The 18,663-nt window shown below is 68.1% G+C and carries 18 protein-coding genes; 3 read left to right on the forward strand and 15 right to left on the reverse strand.

Annotated elements, in window-relative coordinates; genetic code table 11:
- Positions 1 to 18: 18 nt before the first annotated feature.
- The 8 genes from fliR to AC1DKV_RS05710 all read right to left on the reverse strand — a co-directional run bounded on the left by fliR (position 19) and on the right by AC1DKV_RS05710 (position 5,993).
- A complete protein-coding gene (gene fliR / locus AC1DKV_RS05675; protein WP_441613923.1) occupies positions 19 to 804 on the reverse strand; it encodes a flagellar biosynthetic protein FliR in 786 nt (261 codons plus the stop codon).
- A gap of 37 nt (positions 805 to 841) precedes the next feature.
- Positions 842 to 1,111: a flagellar biosynthesis protein FliQ gene (fliQ, locus tag AC1DKV_RS05680; protein ID WP_043353410.1), complete on the reverse strand. Its 270-nt coding sequence runs from the start codon at positions 1,109 to 1,111 to the stop codon at positions 842 to 844.
- A gap of 45 nt (positions 1,112 to 1,156) precedes the next feature.
- Positions 1,157 to 1,996, reverse strand: a complete 840-nt coding sequence (gene fliP / locus AC1DKV_RS05685; RefSeq protein ID WP_441613924.1) for a flagellar type III secretion system pore protein FliP — start codon at positions 1,994 to 1,996, stop codon at positions 1,157 to 1,159.
- Complete coding sequence (fliO, locus tag AC1DKV_RS05690; protein ID WP_441649803.1) at positions 1,993 to 2,571, reverse strand: flagellar biosynthetic protein FliO; 579 nt, start codon at positions 2,569 to 2,571, stop codon at positions 1,993 to 1,995. Before fliO ends, fliP begins: the two co-directional genes overlap by 4 nt.
- Positions 2,568 to 3,020, reverse strand: coding sequence for a flagellar motor switch protein FliN (gene fliN / locus AC1DKV_RS05695; RefSeq protein ID WP_441613926.1), 453 nt, complete (start codon positions 3,018 to 3,020; stop codon positions 2,568 to 2,570). Before fliN ends, fliO begins: the two co-directional genes overlap by 4 nt.
- Positions 3,013 to 4,017 (reverse strand): flagellar motor switch protein FliM, encoded by a 1,005-nt coding sequence (fliM, locus tag AC1DKV_RS05700; protein WP_441613927.1) that lies wholly within the window; start codon positions 4,015 to 4,017, stop codon positions 3,013 to 3,015. The genes fliN and fliM overlap by 8 nt, the downstream gene beginning before the upstream one ends.
- A gap of 149 nt (positions 4,018 to 4,166) precedes the next feature.
- A complete protein-coding gene (gene fliL, locus AC1DKV_RS05705) occupies positions 4,167 to 4,652 on the reverse strand; it encodes a flagellar basal body-associated protein FliL (protein WP_441643205.1) in 486 nt (161 codons plus the stop codon).
- A 315-nt stretch (positions 4,653 to 4,967) separates the two neighbouring features.
- The gene (locus AC1DKV_RS05710) at positions 4,968 to 5,993 is read right to left on the reverse strand and encodes a GlxA family transcriptional regulator (protein ID WP_441649804.1); all 1,026 of its coding nucleotides are present in this window, start codon (positions 5,991 to 5,993) and stop codon (positions 4,968 to 4,970) included.
- A gap of 256 nt (positions 5,994 to 6,249) precedes the next feature.
- Between AC1DKV_RS05710 and AC1DKV_RS05715 the strand changes: the two genes are divergently transcribed.
- The 3 genes from AC1DKV_RS05715 (at position 6,250) to AC1DKV_RS05725 (ending at position 10,361) form a co-directional block, all read left to right on the forward strand.
- Complete coding sequence (locus AC1DKV_RS05715) at positions 6,250 to 6,936, forward strand: M24 family metallopeptidase (protein ID WP_441649805.1); 687 nt, start codon at positions 6,250 to 6,252, stop codon at positions 6,934 to 6,936.
- Positions 6,937 to 7,176: 240 nt separating this feature from the next.
- Complete coding sequence (acnB, locus tag AC1DKV_RS05720) at positions 7,177 to 9,762, forward strand: bifunctional aconitate hydratase 2/2-methylisocitrate dehydratase (RefSeq protein ID WP_441613931.1); 2,586 nt, start codon at positions 7,177 to 7,179, stop codon at positions 9,760 to 9,762.
- Between the two features lie 146 nt (positions 9,763 to 9,908).
- Entirely contained in the window at positions 9,909 to 10,361 is a 453-nt protein-coding gene (locus AC1DKV_RS05725; protein ID WP_441649806.1) for a thioesterase family protein, read from the forward strand.
- Positions 10,362 to 10,397: 36 nt separating this feature from the next.
- Here AC1DKV_RS05725 and alkB read toward each other — a convergent pair whose 3' ends face one another.
- The 7 genes from alkB to fliF form a co-directional block, all read right to left on the reverse strand.
- Entirely contained in the window at positions 10,398 to 11,054 is a 657-nt protein-coding gene (gene alkB, locus AC1DKV_RS05730) for a DNA oxidative demethylase AlkB (RefSeq protein ID WP_441649807.1), read from the reverse strand.
- 154 nt (positions 11,055 to 11,208) lie between these two features.
- The gene (locus AC1DKV_RS05735; RefSeq protein WP_477137505.1) at positions 11,209 to 12,729 is read right to left on the reverse strand and encodes a flagellar hook-length control protein FliK; all 1,521 of its coding nucleotides are present in this window, start codon (positions 12,727 to 12,729) and stop codon (positions 11,209 to 11,211) included.
- A gap of 20 nt (positions 12,730 to 12,749) precedes the next feature.
- Positions 12,750 to 13,205, reverse strand: coding sequence for a flagellar export protein FliJ (fliJ, locus tag AC1DKV_RS05740; protein WP_441613935.1), 456 nt, complete (start codon positions 13,203 to 13,205; stop codon positions 12,750 to 12,752).
- Positions 13,198 to 14,661, reverse strand: coding sequence for a flagellar protein export ATPase FliI (gene fliI, locus AC1DKV_RS05745; RefSeq protein ID WP_441643206.1), 1,464 nt, complete (start codon positions 14,659 to 14,661; stop codon positions 13,198 to 13,200). The genes fliJ and fliI overlap by 8 nt, the downstream gene beginning before the upstream one ends.
- Positions 14,654 to 15,508 carry a flagellar assembly protein FliH gene (fliH, locus tag AC1DKV_RS05750; RefSeq protein ID WP_441613937.1) on the reverse strand — a complete coding sequence of 285 codons (855 nt, stop codon included), beginning with the start codon at positions 15,506 to 15,508 and terminating at the stop codon, positions 14,654 to 14,656. The genes fliI and fliH overlap by 8 nt, the downstream gene beginning before the upstream one ends.
- Positions 15,495 to 16,487 (reverse strand): flagellar motor switch protein FliG, encoded by a 993-nt coding sequence (gene fliG / locus AC1DKV_RS05755; protein ID WP_441613938.1) that lies wholly within the window; start codon positions 16,485 to 16,487, stop codon positions 15,495 to 15,497. The genes fliH and fliG overlap by 14 nt, the downstream gene beginning before the upstream one ends.
- Positions 16,477 to 18,183, reverse strand: a complete 1,707-nt coding sequence (gene fliF, locus AC1DKV_RS05760; RefSeq protein ID WP_441613939.1) for a flagellar basal-body MS-ring/collar protein FliF — start codon at positions 18,181 to 18,183, stop codon at positions 16,477 to 16,479. Before fliF ends, fliG begins: the two co-directional genes overlap by 11 nt.
- Positions 18,184 to 18,663 lie beyond the last annotated feature (480 nt).

Raw genomic sequence — 18,663 nt, forward strand, 5'->3', positions numbered from 1 at the left:
GCTGAACGAGGGCAAGCCTCACTGCCCCAGCTGCCCCAGCAGCGTGCCAACGGTGGCGAGGCTGTCCTCGACCAGCCGCGCCATATACGTACTCATCTGCGGCATCACCAGCGTCATCATCAGGAAGCCGCCGGCCAGCGTGACCGGGAAGCCGACCGCGAACACCGACAACTGCGGCGACGCGCGGTTGAGGATGCCCATCGCCAGGTTGAGCGTGAGCAGCGCGGCGATCAGCGGCAGCGCCAGCAGCAGCCCCGAGGAAAACACACTGGCGCCGGCCGCCGCCACCGCGGACCAGCCGGCTCCGGAGAGCGGCTGCGGCGAGATCGGCAGTGCGGCAAAGCTGTCGGCCACGGTGGCCAGCAGCATCAGGTGGCCGTCCATGGCCAGGAACATCAGCATGGCGACCACGTTGAGGAAGCGGGCCAGCACCATGGTCTGCCCACCGGAAGAGCGGTCGTAGAAGGACGCGAACGACAGGCCCATCTGCAGGCCGATGGTTTCGCCGGCGAACTGCACGGTGGCGAACGCGAGCCGCATGGTGAAGCCCACCGCCAGGCCGATCCCTACCTCATTGAGGATGATCAGGAAGCCTTCGAAGGAATACACCGGCGCCAGCGGCAGCTTGTCGATGGTGGGCGAGATCACCATTGCGATCAAGGCCGCCAGGCCAACCTTGGCACGACGCGGAATGGTGGATTCGCTGAACAGCGGCGCGGTGCCGATCAGTGCCAGCAGGCGGAACAGCGGCCACAGGAAGGCCGCGATCCAGGCATAAAGCTGGGCGGAGGTGACGGACAGCACGGCTGGCGGGCGCGAGGCGGGCGAGCGCGACGGCGCTTCAGTGCACCAGGGCGGGAATGCCCTGGAAGACTTCGCGCATGTAGTCGACGAAGGTATTGATCATCCACGGGCCGGCCAGCACCATGGTGGCGAACAGGGCCAGCAGCTTGGGGATGAAGGACAGCGTCATTTCGTTGATCTGCGTGGCGGCCTGGAACAGGCTCACCACCAGGCCAGCCACCAGTGCCACCAGCAGCAGCGGCGCCGACAGCATCAGGGTCATCTTCATCGCCTGGGTGGCGATGCTCATTACGGTTTCCGGAGTCATGGCGAAGGCCTAGGTTGGGATGCGCGGGGGATGCGCGGCCCTTGGTCAGTTCAGGAAGCTCTGCGCCAGCGAGCCCAGCAGCAGTTGCCAGCCGTCCACCAGCACGAACAGCATCAGCTTGAACGGCAGCGAGATGGTGGCCGGCGGCACCATCATCATGCCCATCGCCATCAGCACGCTGGCGACCACCAGGTCGATGATCAGGAAGGGGATAAAGACGGTAAAGCCGATCTGGAATGCGGTCTTGAGCTCGCTGGTGACGAAGGCCGGCACCAGGATGCGCATCTGCACGTCTTCCGGGCCCTGCATCTCGGGGGCCTTGGCCATCTGCGCGAACAGCGCCAGGTCCTTCTCGCGGGTCTGCTTGAGCATGAAGGTCTTGAGCGGCGCGGAGGCCTTCTCGGCGGCGGCCTCCAGGCTGATCTTGTTCTCGGACAGCGGCTTGTAGGCGTCGGTGTAGATGCGGTCGAACACCGGCGACATGACAAAGAAGGTCAGGAACAGCGACAGCCCCACCAGCACCTGGTTGGGCGGCGAGCTGGCCGTGCCCAGCGCGTTGCGCAGCAGGCCCAGCACGATCACGATGCGGGTGAAGCCCGTCATCATCAGCATGGCCGCCGGCAGGAATGACAGCGAGGTCAGCAGCACCAGCGTCTGCACCGACAGCGACCAGGTCTGGCTGCCGCCGGGGCCGGCCTTGCTGGTCAGCCCGGGCAGGGCCTGGGCTTGCGCGATGGCGGGCAGCAGCACCAGCGCCAGGCAGGCGCAGGCCAGCACGGCCGCGAAGGCGAGCCGCGACGGCTGGCCGGCGCAGGCGCGCAAGGCAAGAAGCTGGCGCTGCAGGTGGCGCTGGAGGGCGCGCGAGGCGCCGGGCAGGAAATTCATGACTTCAGGTTGTGTTGCATGGCGCGCAGCAGCTTCTGTCCGAAGCTGCCGGTGCCCGCCGGATTGACCGGGTTTGCCGGAGGCTGCATGCCGCCGCCCGGATTCTGGTCCGGCTTGTGCGCGGCTTGCGCTGGCAAGGTATGGAGCGTACGGATCTCGCCGGCGCTGACGCCGAGCACCAGGCAGGTATCGCCCACCTCCACCATCACCAGGCGCTGGCGCGGGCCGAGCATGGTGCTGCCGACGACCTTCATCGCGCCGGCCTGGCCATGGCGGACCAGCCCGGCGCGGCGCGCCAGCCAGGCCAGCAGGAGGATCAGGGCGACGATGGCGAACAGGCCGAGGCCGGCCTGGGCCAGGCTTGCCGCCCCGCCGGGGCCGACGTGGCCGGGGGCGGTGCTGGTGGCACCGATGGCACCGGTGGCACCGGTGGCATTACCGGCAACCTTGGCGAGCGTGCCGGCGAGAGGACTGCCGGCGGCCACGCTGGCTTGCGCCGCTGCCGGCGCGGCTTGCGCCAGCGCCAGGCCGGCGACGAGCCCGGCGGTGGCCATCCGGCGCAGGCTGGGGTTCATCTGTTGAGCTTCCGGATACGTTCGGACGGCGTGATGATGTCGGTCAGGCGGATGCCGAATTTGTCGTTCACCACCACCACTTCGCCCTGGGCGATCAGGTAGCCGTTGACCAGCACGTCCATCGGCTCGCCGGCCAGGCCGTCGAGTTCCACCACCGAGCCCTGCGCGAGCTGCAGCAGGGTCTTGATGGGCACCTTGGTGCGGCCAAGTTCCACCGTGAGCTGCACCGGGATATCGAGGATCATCTCGATATCATTGTGAAAACCGCTCGGCGTATCCTTCTCCAGCGGCTGGAAGACCTTGGATGCGGCCGGGGTGGCGGTGGCGGCTGCGACCGCCGGGGCCGGCGCGGCAGCGGCGGCGATATCCTCGGCGCTGGTCTGCTCCGCCAGGGCACTGGCCCAGTCGTCCATCGGGTCGGCCGGCTTGTCCTCTTTGCCGTCAGTCATGGTCGGTATCCTTGGAATCGCTTTCTTGGTGATTGATCATGCGTTCTACCCGCAGCGCGTACTGGCCGTTCATGGTGCCGAAGCCGCACTGCATCACGGGCACGCCATCGACCTTGCCGAAGACCTGCTCGGGCAGCTCGATGGGAAGTACATCGCCGGCGCGCAGCGACAGCACTTCGGCCACGGTGCTCTCCAGGTGGGCGAATTCCGCCACCAGGTCGACCTCGGCCGAGCGGATCTGCTGCGACAGCTGGGAGACCCAGCGCTTGTCCACTTCGACCTCGTCCTGCAGCGGGTTCATCAGCAGGTCGCGCACCGGCTCGATCATCGAGTACGGGAAGCAGACATGAAGCTGGCCGCCGACGGCGCCCAGTTCGATATGGAAGGCCGTGGTCACCACCACCTCGTTGAGCATGGCGATGTTGGCGAACTTGGTGTGCATCTCCGAGCGGACGTATTCCAGCTCGATCGGGTGCACGGCATTCCAGGCGTTGCTGTAGCTGTTGAGCGCAAGGTCCAGCAGGCGCCGGATGATGCGCTGCTCGGTCTGGGTGAAATCGCGCCCTTCCACGCGGGTGTGGAAGCGGCCGTCGCCGCCGAACAGGTTGTCGACCACCAGGAACACCAGGTTGGGGTCGATCACGAACAGTGCCGTGCCGCGCAGCGGCTTCATGTGCACCAGGTTCAGGTTGGTCGGCACCGGCAGGTTGCGCACGAAGTCGCCGTACTTCTCGATGCGGATCGAGCCGACCGAGATGTCGGCGCCGCGGCGGATGAAGTTGAACAGCGCAGTGCGCAACTGGCGGGCGAAACGCTCGTTGATGATCTCGAGCGTGTGCAGCCGGCCCCGCACGATGCGTTCCTGCGTGGCCAGGTTGTACGGGCGCACGCCGTCCTCGGCGACCGGCGCGGCGACTTCGGGCACGTCGGTCTCGCCCGACACGCCTTTCAGTAATTCGTCTACCTCGTCCTGCGAGAGGAACTTGTCGTAGGCCATCTAGTGTCCTGCCCCGTGAATGCCGTGATGAATGAAAGCGACCATGTGCCGATCAGCCGGCGCGCTGGCGTAGGCGCGCATGCTGAAGTACGGGCAAGGCAGGCAGGGACGGATTCATGTCGGATTTGCTGGTGGGGCAGGGCTAGCGCTTACTGCACCACGAAGGATGTGAATAGGACGTCCACGACCTGCTGTGCCGGCAGGCTGGGCGCGAACGGCTGGTTGATGACGCGCAGGATTTCCTGCGCCAGGAGGCGCTTGCCCTCCACCGTCGCCAGCTCGGGCGGCTGCTTGGCCGACAGCAGCAGCAGGATGCGGCTGCGGACTTCCGGCAGGTACTCGGTGATACGCGCCTGGTCCTTCGCGTCCGCCACCTTCAGCGACAAGCCGGTATGCAGGAAGCGGTCGCCGTCCTCGCTCTTCAGGTTGACGGTAAACGGCTCGAGCGGCACGAAGATCGGCGGCGGCACCACCGGCGCGGCGGGTGCCGGCGGCTGGCGGTTGCTCAGGATGTTGCCCAGGAAGAAGCCCCCGGCACCCAGCGCCGCGACGATCACGACGCCGAGAACCAGCAGCAGTCGCCCGCGCTTGCTCTTGTTGCCGTCAGCCTGGGAAGAAGTGAGCGTATTCGCCATGAGATGCCTGTATCGGAATGCCTTGCCATTCTTGGGCGAAGGCAGGGCAAGCAAAGGGCCGAAAAAAAGGGTGAAACCCGCTCAGCTTGGCCATTTGAGCCGAACGGGTGCGTCATCCGAGCGATGCGGATGGTCTTACTGGGGGTTAACGAATGGCGTGCACGGAACTTGAGCCGGAGTTTGAGGAAAACCCGCGCCCCGGGCTGCCGGGCGGGCAGCGGCATGGGGCGCGTGGCGGCCCGCGCACGCGTCCATGGGAAGACTGCCGTGAGGCGCACCTGGCGCGGGTCCGTGCGGCGCCCGCGTGCACAAAGGCTAACTGCTTGATTCCATTGGTTCTTGTGCTTCCCCGGGGCGGCTGAAACTGTGCCGGTATTGTTGCGGCGAGACCCCCAGCCGGCGACGGAACACCGCGCGCATATGATGCGGATCGCGAAACCCGCATTCGTAACATACGGCCTTCAGCGGTACCGTGCCGCGCTCCAGCATCACGCGCGCGGCATCCAGGCGCGCACTTTCCACGAACTCGGCTGGCGTGATTTTTGCGTCGCGTGCAAATATGCGGGAGAAGTTGCGGCTGCTCATCCTGGCCACCGCCGCCAGCTTTTCGAGGGTGAGATCCTCGGTGAGGTGAGCCAACACATACTGCTGAACCTGTGCCACAGGCGACGTCGGCTCCACGAACGGGGTGAGGTAGGGGCTGAACTGGGACTGGCCGCCGGCGCGCCGCACGAACACCACCAGCCGCTTGGCCACATTGAGCGCGACCTCCTCGCCATGGTCCTGGGCCAGCAGGAAGAGCGACAGGTCGATGCCCGCGGTGACGCCGGCCGAGGTGTAGAGGTTGCCATCCTGCGCGTAGATACGGTCCGCTTCCACCTGGGCGCCAGGGCAGCGCGCGGCCAGGGCGGCCACGTCGTTCCAGTGGGTGGTCACGGTGCGCCCGTCGAGCAGGCCCGCGCCGGCCAGCAGGAAGGCGCCGTTGCAGATCGAGCCGAAGCGCCTCGCGCGCTGGCTGGCCTGGCGCAGCCAGGTGTACAGCGCCGCCGGGAACGCCTTGGTCGGGAGCACCGGGCCGCCCGCCGCGAGCAGCAGGTCCCACGCGGGACCACCGGCACCACTGGCATCCGCGGCACCCGCTGCGTCCGTGAAGGTCCGGTGCGGCTGCAGCAGCATGCCGTTGGAGCAGGCAAGGGGGCCGGGCTCGGTGCCGATGATTTCGAGCTGGTAGTGGTCTTCGGGCAGCAGGAAGCGGTTTGCCTCGGCAAACACGTCGAGCGGGCCGCTCACGTCCAGCGCTTGCGCGCCAGGAAAAACGAGGATGGCGACGGATCGGTGCATGGGGCGGGTCGAAGGCGGCAGGATGGGGTAAGTATCCACGGGAGATGGCGCCATGTTATCCGAGCGCCGCCGCCTCGGGCGACGCTTTTGCCCCGCCGGGCGGGCGCTGGCACGAAAGCACCGCCGATTGGCGCCACGGCGCCGCGCGGCGCGGTTCAATCCGGGCCGGCGGCTCTCCATACTGCTTCGTGTCGGCGCGGCACCAGGCAGGCGCCATCAATCCGAAACCGACCCCGACCCCATCCGGAGAGACCCCATGACAATGACCGATGCCACCGCCGCCGAACGAGTCGGCCCCGCCTTTTCCGTTAACGGCATGCTGCTGGCCCGCGACAAGACGCGCCAGGCCATCCGCGATATCGCGGCCCGCGTGGCGCCCGGCATGGTCGAGGAAGACGCGGTGGCGATGGCCCGCTCGGTGCTGCTCGACGCCGGCCTGGCGCTGAGCTGGCATCCCACCCGCGTGCGCTTCGGCAGCAACACCACCAAGCCGATGAAGCTGGCCTCTGCGCCCGGCGTGGTGCTGCAGGAGAACGACATCTTCTTCATCGATATCGCGCCGCGCGTGGATGCCTGGGAAGGCGACGGCGGCGCCAGCTTCACCGTGGGCCACCATGCCGAATATGCCCGCTGCGCGCACGACGCCGAGGCGCTGTTCCACGACGTGCGCGCGGTCTGGTCCAAGCAGCATCTGACCGGCCACGCGCTCTACGACTACGCCGAGCGGGCCGCGCGCAAGATGGGCTGGGAGCTGAACTTCGACCTGCCGGGGCACCGGGTCTCGGATTTCCCGCACGCCACGATCTACACCGGTTCGCTGGCCGACCTGGAGAGCTGCCCCTCGGCCATGCGCTGGATCCTCGAAATCCACCTGCGCGATCCGCAGCGCCGCTTCGGCGCCTTCTTCGAGGACATGCTGCTGGGCGACGCGTACTACGGCTGAGCGGCCTCGGCCGGGCCAGCGCATGCCGTGGCCCGGCTTGGCGGGCGGGCATTGCCCGAGCAAATTGGTCAAGGATTTATGTTGTGATTTTGCGATGCGGGGTAAAGCTATCCCATTGTTTTATATGGGATTCGCAAAATTCACTCTTATATAAGATATAAGACATTTGACCGCAGAGGCACTTCACCTTACAATCGCGGCACAACTGGTCTTTACAACCCTATTACCCCGCAGGAACCCATGCTTGATAACTATCGCGCCCATGTTGCCGAACGCGCCGCGCTTGGCATTCCCCCTCTGCCGCTGACCGCGAAGCAAACTGCGGAGCTGATCGAACTGCTGAAGAACCCGCCCGCCGGCGAAGAGCAGGTGCTGGTCGAGCTGATCACCAACCGCGTGCCGGCCGGCGTGGACGATGCCGCCAAGGTCAAGGCCTCGTACCTGGCCGCCGTGGCGCTGGGCACGGAAGCCTGCCCGCTGATCTCCCGTGCCAAGGCAGCCGAGCTGCTGGGCACCATGCTCGGCGGCTACAACATCTCCCCGCTGATCGAACTGCTGGACGACGCCGAGATCGGCACCGTTGCCGCCGCAGCGCTCAAGAAGACGCTGCTGATGTTCGACGCCTTCCACGACGTCAAGGAAAAGGCCGACAAGGGCAACGCCAACGCCAAGTCCGTGCTGCAAAGCTGGGCCGACGCCGAATGGTTCACCAGCCGTCCCGAAGTCCCGCAAAGCCTGACCGTGACCGTGTTCAAGGTCACCGGCGAAACCAATACCGACGATCTCTCGCCGGCCCCGGACGCCACCACCCGCCCGGACATCCCGCTGCACGCGCTGGCCATGCTGAAGAACGCGCGCCCGGGCATCACCCCGGAAGAAGACGGCAAGCGCGGCCCGGTCAAGTTCATCGAATCGCTGAAGGACAAGGGCAACCTGGTCGCCTACGTCGGCGACGTGGTCGGCACCGGTTCCTCGCGCAAGTCGGCCACCAATTCGGTGCTGTGGTTCACCGGCGAAGACATCCCCTTCGTGCCAAACAAGCGCTTCGGTGGCGTGTGCCTGGGCAGCAAGATCGCCCCGATCTTCTACAACACCATGGAAGACGCCGGCGCGCTGCCGATCGAGCTGGACGTGTCGCAGATGGAAATGGGCGATGTGGTCGAGCTGCGCCCCTATGAAGGCCGCGCCCTGAAGAACGGCCAGGTCATCGCTGAATTCCAGGTCAAGTCCGACGTGCTGTTCGACGAAGTGCGCGCCGGCGGCCGCATTCCCCTGATCGTCGGCCGCGGCCTGACCGCCAAGGCCCGCGAAGCGCTCGGCCTGGCCCCGTCCACGCTGTTCCGCCTGCCGCAGAACCCGGCCGATACGGGCCGCGGTTTCACGCTGGCCCAGAAGATGGTCGGCCGCGCCTGCGGCCTGCCCGAAGGCGAGGGCGTGCGCCCGGGTACCTACTGCGAACCGAAGATGACCTCGGTGGGCTCGCAGGACACCACCGGCCCGATGACCCGCGACGAGCTGAAGGACCTGGCCTGCCTGGGCTTCTCGGCCGACCTGGTGATGCAGTCGTTCTGCCACACCGCCGCGTATCCGAAGCCGGTCGACGTCAAGACCCACCACACGCTGCCGAAGTTCATCAGCACCCGCGGCGGCATCTCGCTGCGCCCCGGCGACGGCGTCATCCACTCGTGGCTGAACCGCATGCTGCTGCCCGATACCGTGGGCACCGGCGGCGACTCGCACACCCGCTTCCCGATCGGCATCAGCTTCCCCGCCGGCTCGGGCCTGGTGGCCTTCGCCGCCGCCACCGGCGTGATGCCGCTGGACATGCCTGAATCCGTGCTGGTGCGCTTCAAGGGCAAGATGCAGCCTGGCGTGACCCTGCGCGACCTGGTCAACGCCATCCCGCTGTACGCCATCAAGTCGGGCGAGCTGACCGTGGCCAAGCAAGGCAAGAAGAACATCTTCTCGGGCCGCATCCTGGAAATCGAAGGCCTGCCCGACCTGAAGGTCGAGCAAGCGTTCGAACTGTCCGATGCCTCGGCAGAGCGTTCGGCCGCCGGTTGCACGGTGCACCTGAACAAGGAACCGATCATCGAATACATCAACAGCAACATCACGCTGCTGAAGTGGATGATCGCCGAAGGCTACGCCGACGCACGCAGCCTGCAGCGCCGCATCAAGGCCATGGAAGCCTGGCTGGCCGACCCGCAGCTGCTGCAGCCGGACGCCGATGCCGAATACGCTTCGGTCATCGAGATCGACCTGGCGGACATCCACGAACCCATCCTGGCCTGCCCGAACGACCCGGACGACGTCAAGACCCTGTCCGACGTGGCCGGCGCCAAGATCGACGAAGTCTTCATCGGTTCGTGCATGACCAACATCGGCCACTTCCGCGCGGCTTCCAAGCTGCTCGAAGGCAAGCGCGACATCCCGGTCAAGCTGTGGGTTGCCCCGCCGACCAAGATGGACGCCAAGCAACTGACCGAGGAAGGCCACTACGGCGTGTTCGGCACCGCCGGTGCCCGCACCGAAATGCCGGGCTGCTCGCTGTGCATGGGCAACCAGGCACAAGTGCGCGAAGGCGCCACGGTGATGTCGACCAGCACGCGTAACTTCCCCAACCGCCTGGGCAAGAACACCAACGTGTACCTCGGCTCCGCCGAACTGGCCGCCATCTGCTCGCGCCTGGGCCGCATCCCGACCAAGGAAGAGTACATGGCCGACATGGGCGTGCTGAACGCCAATGGCGACAAGATCTACAAGTACATGAACTTCGACCAGATCGAAGACTTCAAGGAAGTGGCGGACACGGTGTCGATGTAAGTCGCGCCGCGCTGCACGCGCAGTACTTTCGGAAAGGCCCCTTGCGGGGCCTTTCTTTTTGCTTCACGCCTTGCCGTCTTCCGTCTTCCGTCTTCCGCCTTCCGTCTTCCGCCTTCCGTCTTCCGCCTTACCGCTCCCATCGCATCATGGCCCGTCTCAAGCTCGACTTCCCCGAAGACCAGTACTACTACTCCACCCACCTCACGGTGCGCGTGACCGACATCAACTCGGCCAACCACCTCGGCAACGATTCGATGATCTCGATGATCTCCGAGGCAAGGGCGCGCTTTCTGTTCGACCTGCGCACCGGCGACGACGCCGAGGCCGACCAGGTCGGCATCATCGTCACCGACCTCGCCACCACTTACCGCAACGAAGCCCATGCGCGCGACCAGCTGCTGTTCGAAGTGGGCGTGATGGACTTCAACCGCTACGGCGGCGATATCACCTTCCGCATCACGCGGCCGCAGGACGGTGCCCTGGTCGCCATGGCCAAGTCCGGCTTTGTCTTCTTCAGCTACGAGCGCAAGGAAGTGATGCCGATGCCGGAATCGTTCGCGCGCAAGTTTCCGAAGGTCAACTGGGTGGATCGCGGCTGAGTGGCCCGCATGGCGCGGCCGATGCGGCGGCGCAGCCTAGCGCGTCTTGCGGAAGGTCAGGTTGATGCGCTCGTGTCCGGTCAGCGCGTGATCGCCGTCGGCCAGCGGTGCGATGCCGTGGAATGCCAGCCGCGACGGTCCGCCCCATACCACCACGTCGCCATGGGCCAGGCGCACGCGCTGCGGACGCTGGGTGCGCAGCGCGCCGCCGAACAGGAAGATCGCCGGCAGGCCGAGCGAAACCGAGACGATCGGCGCGCGCAGGTCGAGTTCGTCGCGGTCCTGGTGCAGTGAAAGCCGCGTGCCGGGGGCATAGCGGTTGAGCAGGCAGGCATCCGGCCTGAAATCGGCATAGCCCGCATCGTCGGCCGCCGCGCGTGCGAGCGAGAGGAGGGCTTCGGGCATGGGCGGCCACGGCTTGCCGCTGAGCGGATCCGCCGGCTCATAGCGGTAGCCGGTGACGTCGGATACCCAGCCGAGCTGACCGCAATTGGTCATGGCCACCGACATGCGCAGGCCGCCCGGGGTGATCAGGTGGCGCCACGGCGCCTGCGCGGCGATGTCCCGCACGGCGCCAAGCAGGGTCTGCTCATGCGCGCGGGCAAAGCCGCGCAGGATCGTCGCGCCGGGCGCGAGCGGCTCGGCGTGGGGCGGGTCTTCCTGCGGGAGGGAGTCGAAAAGGTCGAAGGTCATGACGTTGCGGGAAGCAGGCGATGGACGCCTGTGCGGCGAGCCTGTTCTCAAACGACATGGTATGCGCGATTGCAGCCGGCCGTCGCCGACGTTGCCGGCGTTGCCACCGGCTGGCAAGCGCGGCAGCGCGTTTGCCAGCCGTGCGCGCCCGGGGTCAGGCGAACGTATCGACTTCGCCGCGGGCGAGCGTACGCGCGGGGGCAGCCACGGTGCTGCCTGCGCCGGCCGGGGCGGCCGTGTTGCCCGCCAGCGCGCCAAAGCTGGCTTGCTGGCCGCCCGACTGGCGCTGTTGCTGCGGCTGGCCATTGCCGGGCTGGCCGGCAAAGCTGTCGGCGCCGACCGACGCCTGGCCAAGCTGGATGCCGCTGTCGGCCATGGCGGTACGCAGGTGCGGCAGGGCCGCTTCCACCGCCGCGCGCACGGCGGCGTGCGGGGAGACGAACTGCGCCTGTGCCTGGTCGTTGACCACGTTGAGCACGACCTTCAGCGGGCCGAGATCGGGCGGATTGAGCTGCAGCTCGGCGGTGTGGTTGCCTTGTGTCGACAGGCGCACCATCTGCTGGCTGAGCGCCTGCGGCCACTGGCCGTCGCCCACCGGCGGGGCGACCGGCAGCGAGGTGGCTGGCGAAAGGCCGCTGCTGGTTGGCGCCGGACCGGCGGCCATGGTGCTGGCGGCCATCGCCGCCGTGGCAGCGTTGCCGGACGGGGCCGCGTCGGTGCCGGACGGCTCGGCGGCGCGCATGGCCGCGGCGAACTGGGCTGCACCGGTGGTGGTGGCAGTGGTTGCGGTCGCGGTGGCGGAAGGGCTGGTGGGCGGCAGCGCCCTGGCATCCTTGGCGTCGCCAGCTTGCACCAGCGCCTTGTAAGGCTCGCCGCCGGTGCCCTGCTGGCCGGTGGACTGGCCACCGTTGCTGCCTTGCTGGCCGGACATGGCTACCTTGAGGCTGTTTGCCAGGTCGGGGCCGGTCTTGCCGGCGTCGGCCGCGGTGGTGGTGGCCGGCTTGTCGGTGACCTGGGCGCCGGCCGCGTTCTGCGGCACGGCCTGCAGCGCGGCGCGCTGCGAGGCGATGGTGGCGAGCGTATCGGCCGCGGTCGAGGCGGCCGGCGCCGCCGGGCCGGTCGCGCCGGTGGCGGACGCGGCGGCTGCGAGCGCCGGATCCTTCAGGTCCGGCATGCCGGACTGGCTGCCGAGGGCGGCGGCGGCCGCGCCGGACAAGGCGCTGCCGCTTGCCGGCTGCAGCGCGGGCTGGGCCGGTTGCGCCGGCAGCAGCGCCGCCAGCGCGGCGGCGGCGGCCTGCGCTGCCGGGTTCACGGCAAGTGCGTCGCCCTGTTCGCTGTCCTTGTCGGCATCCTTGTCGCTGTCCTTGTCGCCATCCTTGCCTTGCGGGCGTGCCGGCTTGGCGGCAACGCTGTTTCCTTGCGTGCCTTGCGTACCGTTGCCGGCGGCCGCGTTGTTCTGCGTTGCGCTGTCTTGCGCCGGCGCGTTGCCGTTGCTGCCGGCCTTGCTGCCGTTGTCGGCCTTGCCGGCATTGCTGGCGCTGTTGTTGCGGCTGTCGTCGCGGGCGCGCGCCAGCGCGTCGCCGAATCCCTGCGACGAGGCGTCCGTGCCGCTGCTGCTGCGCGAGGCGGCCGCGCTGCTGGCGGCGTTGCTGACAATCTGGCTGATATCGATCATGGTCGGTGCGTTCTGGCGGCTTAGCGGTGGCGGCCCGCGACTTGCAGGCGGGCGGCGCGCGCGGCGTATTCGTCGGTGTCGCGCTGCTCGCGGCGCGAGATGGCTTGCTGCTCGCGCGTCTGGGCGCGGGTGATCAGGGTGTCGAAGGAGTTCTGGCGACGCTTTTGCTGCTGCCAGTTGGCGCGCCCGGCCAGCAGCTGGGCCTCCGCGCGCGCCAGCGATTCGGTCTGCTGGCGGATGGCGGTGTCGAGGGATGCCAGGAACTGCGCGAAGTCCTGCCAGCGCGTGGAGGTCATGCCGTCCTGCGCGATGGCCTGCATGCGCTCGCGGTATTCCTGCCGGTACTGGGTGAGCGCGGCCAGCTGCTGCTCGGCCTGGTTGCGCAGGCCCTGCAGCCGGCCCAGCTCGCGCGCGGCGGCATCCGTATCGTTCTGGGCCAGGTCGGCCAAGGTATTCAATGCAGATGGCTTAGCCATGTTGACTCCGTTCGAAGAGACTATGCAACTGGCCGATCGAGGCGTCATAGCCGGCGCGCTCGTGGATGTCCTGCTGGAGGAAGGCTTCCATCTGCGGATGCAGGTGGATGGCCAGGTCCAGTTCCGGGTCGTTGCCCGGCACATAGGCACCCACGCTGATCAGGTCGCGATTGCGCTGGTAGCGCGACATCAACTGCTTGAAGCGCCGCACCGAGCCGAACTGCGACGGCTCGATCAGCGCGGTCATGGCCCGGCTGATCGACGCTTCCACGTCGATGGCCGGATAGTGGCCCGATTCCGCCAGGCTGCGCGACAGCACGATATGGCCGTCGAGAATCGCGCGCGCGGAATCGGCAATGGGATCCTGCTGGTCGTCGCCTTCGGTCAGCACGGTGTAGAAGGCGGTGATGGAGCCGCCGCCATCGGGGCCGTTGCCGGTGCGCTCCACCAGCGTGGGCAGCTTGGCGAACACCGAGGGCGGATAGCCCTTGGTGGCGGGCGGCTCGCCGATGGCCAGGGCGATCTCGCGCTGGGCCATGGCGTAGCGCGTGAGCGAGTCCATGATCAGCAGCACGTGGCGGCCCTGGTCACGGAAATACTCGGCCAGGCGCGTGGCATAGGCGGCGCCCTGCATGCGCAGCAGCGGCGAGGTATCGGCCGGGGCCGCCACCACCACCGAGCGCCTGCGGCCGTCTTCGCCCAGGATGTTCTCGATGAAGTCCTTCACTTCGCGGCCGCGCTCGCCGATCAGGCCGACCACGATGACCTCGGCGCTGGTGTAGCGCGCCATCATGCCCAGCAGCACGCTCTTGCCCACGCCCGAACCGGCGAACAGGCCCATGCGCTGGCCGCGGCCCACCGTGAGCATGCCGTTGATGGCGCGCACGCCGACGTCCAGCACGGTCTCGATGGGGGCGCGTTCGAGCGGGTTGATCTGCGCGCCGCCCAGGGTGACCTCGGTGGCGGCGGTGATGGGGCCGAGCCCGTCCAGCGGTCGGCCGGCAGCGTCGAGCACGCGGCCAAGCAGGCCTTCGCCCACCGGCAGGCGCTTGGACCCCGGCTCGCGCGGGGTGGCGTCGCCGCTGGGGCGCGGCGTGGGTTCGAGCGGATACACGCGCGCGCCGGGCACCAGGCCCACCACGTCGGATTGCGGCATCAGGTAGAGGCGGTCGGCGCCGAAGCCGACCACTTCCGCCTCGGCCATGCGCGGACCGGACGCCTTGCCGCCGGGCGACTGGCCCCCGGGCAGCTCGATCAGGCAATCGCTGCCCACCGGCATGCGCAGGCCGACGGCTTCCAGCACCAGGCCGGCCGCGCGCGTCAGGCGCCCGCAACTGCGCTTGCTGTCGATCTCGGCAATGCCGGCCGAGGCGGTGTTCAGCGCATCGCGCCAGCGCTGGCCATGCAGGCCCGGCACGGTGGGCGCGGCATCGGGCTTGGCAGCGTTGTCAGGCATGGGGCGGCTCCCACGGATCATCGCGGCCGAGCGCCTTGACCACGCGGCTCCAGCGCGTGGACAGCGTGGCGTCGAGCTCGCCGCTGGCGGCGCTCGCCACGCAGCCGCCACGGGCCACCGCGGGGTCGGCGCGCACGCTCCAGCCGGCGGCTTGGAGCTCGCCCGCCAGGTGGGTTTCCACCAGCGTCACGTCTTCGGCGTTGAGCAGCAGGCAGGGCGAGCCGGACAAGGCCGGCTCGGCGGCGAGCAGTTCGCGCACCGCCGGCAGCAGCACGCCGGGGTCGGCAACCACGGTCTGTTGCACGAGCCGGCGCGCCACATCCAGCGCCAGCGAGATCAGGGTCTGCGCCACTTCCTCGTCGACGCGGCCGAGCGCGTGGCTGAAGGTGGCGGCCAGCTCCTGCAGGCGGCCAGCCTCGGCGCGCGCGCCTTCCAGCCCGCGGGCATAGCCTTCACGGTGTCCGTCGCCATAGCCCTGGGTCTGGCCCTGGGTATAGCCCTGGGCGTAGCCTTCCTTGCGCGCGCCGTCGCGCATGGCTTCCAGCGCGGCGAAGTCGATGGGGGGCGGGGCGGGTTCCATCGGCATGAACTCGGCCGGTTCGGGCTCGGCCTTGCGCGGATCGAGCGAGACCATCTGCCAGCGCTGCCAGCCGCTCTTCTGCGGGGCGCGGCCGCCCGGCGGGGCAAAGCTCTCGAACTCGTCCTGCCGCGGGGCAGGACGGCTGCCCGCACGGCGGCCGTCGCCGCCATCGCCGCCGGCGCCACGCCGGTCGCCGCGGGTATTCGTGTAGGCCGGGTCCGCGGCAAAGCCGCGGAACTGGCCAAGGGCACGTTCAGACGTAGGCATCGTCGCCACCACCGATTACAACTTCTCCGGCTTCGGCCAGGCGGCGCACCACCTGGAGGATGTTCTTCTGCTCGGCCTCGACCTGCGAGACCCGTACCGGGCCCAGCGCATCGAGGTCTTCGCGCAGCATTTCGCCGGCGCGGGTAGACATGTTGCGGATGAACTTGTCGCGCAGTTCCGCCGGCGCGCCCTTGAGCGCGACGATAAGCGATTCGGTGGCCACTTCCTTGAGCACGCGCTGGATGCCGCGGTCGTCCACTTCGAGCAGGTTCTCGAACAGGAACATCTCGTCGATGATCTTCTGCGCGAGGTCGCTGTCGTGCAGGCGCACGCCCTCGATCACCGCTTCTTCGTGGGCCGTGCTCATCAGGTTGATGATCTCGGCCGCCGTGCGCACGCCGCCCATGCGGCTGCGCTTGAGGCTCTGGCCTGCCAGCAGCTTGGTCAGCACGTCGGTGAGCTCCTGCAGCGCACCCGGCTGTACGCCGCCGAAGGTGGCAATACGCAGGATCACGTCGTTGCGCAGGCGCTCGGTGAACATGCCGATGATCTCGGACGACTTCTGGCGGTCCAGGTGGATCAGGATGGTGGCGATGATCTGCGGGTGTTCGTCGCGGATCAGCTCGGCCACCGAAGTGGAATCCATCCAGTTCAGCGAGTCGATGCCACTGCCCGGGTCGCGCGACTCGAGGATGTCCTCGATCACGGACAGCGCGCGCTCCTCGCCCAGCGCCTTGTTCAGCACGCTGCGGATGAACGCGCTCGAATCGACGTTGAGCGCCAGGTACTGCTCGGTCTCCCCGCGGAACTCGGCCAGCACTTCGGCCATCTGCTCGCGGGTGACAGAGCTGAGCGTGGCCATGGCCTGGCCCAGGCTCTGTACTTCGCGCGGACCGAGGTGCTTGAATACTTCGGCTGCGGCATCTTCACCGAGCGACATCATCAGGATGGCGCTCTTCTGCAATCCTTCATCGGTCATCGCTAGACATCCAGTTCTTGATCACACTGGCAACCAGGCGCGGGTCGCGTTGCGCGGCGTCGCGCACCAGGGCGAGATCGCTTTCGTATTTGGCGGCGAGCCGCAGGACTTCCGGATTGGCCGGCTCTTCGGGCGGCAGCAGTACGGCCTGCTCCTCGTTCTTGTCTTGCGGCGGCGGCAGCGGCGGCGCGGTGTACTTGCGCAGCACCGGGCGTGCGATCTTGAACCACACGAACAGGGCCAGCAGGGCCAGCATCAGGTAGCCGGCGGCGGTCTTGGCCAGTGCGATCATGTCAGGCTGCTTCCACAGCGGCAGTTCGGGCTTGATCTCGGTGTCGGACGTGAACGGGCTGTTGACCACGTTGAGCGAGTCGCCGCGGTCTGCCGAGAAGCCCATGGCTTCCTTGGTCAGGTTCTCGATCTGCGCCAGCTGCGTGGCGGGCAGGGCCTCGGTCACCATCTTGCCGTTGGCGCCGGCCTTCTGGCGGTAGTTGACCACCACCGCCACCGACAGGCGCTTGACGCCGCCCGGCGCCTGCTGCACATGGCGCACGGTGCGGTCGAGCTCGTAGTTGGTGGTGCTGTCGCGGCGGCTGCTGCTCGGGCCGGACTGGGCGGTCGTGGTGGCGCCGGACTGCGCCGTTTGCGCGGCCTGGCCTTGCTGGCCGGGCTGCTGGCCAGGCTGGTTGGGCTGGCCGGGGCGCGGCGGCTGGGCCGTGGCGATGGGCGCGGTGGCCGGGGCGGGCGGCTGGTTGGACAGCGCGCCAGGCACGCCGCCGACGGGCGCCGCGCCTTGCTGGTTCGATTCGCTCGACTGCTGGCTGCGGATAGCCGCGTGGGTCGGGTCCTGGTTGGGCTTGAACGATTCGTCGGTGTGCTCGACGATGGAGAAGTCCACGTCGGCGGTGACCTGGGCCTTCACATTGTCCTGGCCGACGATCGGCGCCAGGATGGCTTCCACGCGCTGCGCGTAGTTGCGCTCCAGCGCCTGCACGTACTTGATCTGGCTGGCGTCGAGCATGCGCTCGTTGGTGCCGTTGCCGGACAGCAGGTTGCCGTGCTGGTCGACGATGGAAATGGACTTGGGGGTCAGTTCCGGCACGCTGGAGGAGACCAGGTAGCTGATGGCGGCAACCTGGCCGTCGTCGATGGCGCGGCCCGGGTAGAGCTGCAGCACCACCGAGGCGGTCGGCTTCTGGCGTTCGCGCACGAACAGCGTGGGCTTGGGGATGGCCAGGTGCACGCGCGCCGTCTGCACCGCCGCGATCGATTCGATCGAGCGCGCCAGCTCGCCTTCCAGGCCACGCTGGTAGTTGACCTGCTCGGCAAACTGGCTGATGCCGAACTTCTGCGTGTCCATCAGCTCCATGCCGGTGGTGCCGCTCTTGGGCAAGCCCTGGGAGGCCAGTCGTAGGCGGGTTTCGTGGACCTTTTCGGCAGGCACCATGACCGCACCGCCGCCTTCGGCGAACTTGTACGGCACATTCATTTGCTGCAGGGAGGCGATGACGGAACCGCCATCGCGCTCGGACAGATTGCTGTAGAGCACCTTGTAGTCCGGCGCCCGCGACCACAGCACGCCCACCGCGATGGCGGCGGCGAGCGCCGCGCCGCCCAGCATGAGGGGCAGGCGCGGATTGGTCTTGATGCGCTCGAACAGCTCGGATTTGCCCGACAGGGCTGTCACGGCGTTCATGCGCGCGCCCCCGTCACGGCCAGGATCGGCTGGGCCGGATGGCGGGCGCCGCTCTGGCTGCCCTGTCCACCCCGGCCAGCCTGGGCATTCCCGGCTGCGGCATGGCTAAGATCACGCTGCTGACAAAACACGCGTACTCCCCGCGATAGTTGATGAAGGTCGGGGCCGGGAGCGGGGCGCGGCAAGGCAGCGGCACCCCAGCTCCGGCACGGTACAGATCATCGGCCAAGGCGGGTATCGACAATCCTGCGAATAAGCCTCGTTTTCCACCCGATTTCCCGCAATGGCCCGTCCGGCGGGGCGGGTAGGCTTCGGGGGCTGGCAAAAAGGGCGGGTGCGGATGCGGTTTGTGGCATGCGCGGCGCACCGGCAGGCCGGCCGGCAGCGGCGGGGGCAAGCGCCCGCGCCATGTTCAATGACTTGACTCTTTCCGGAACCGGTTTTCCCCCGGGCGGGCTGCGGCCGGCGAAGGGGGCAGGG

It is taken from the genome of Cupriavidus sp. 05T41, from assembly GCF_056396525.1.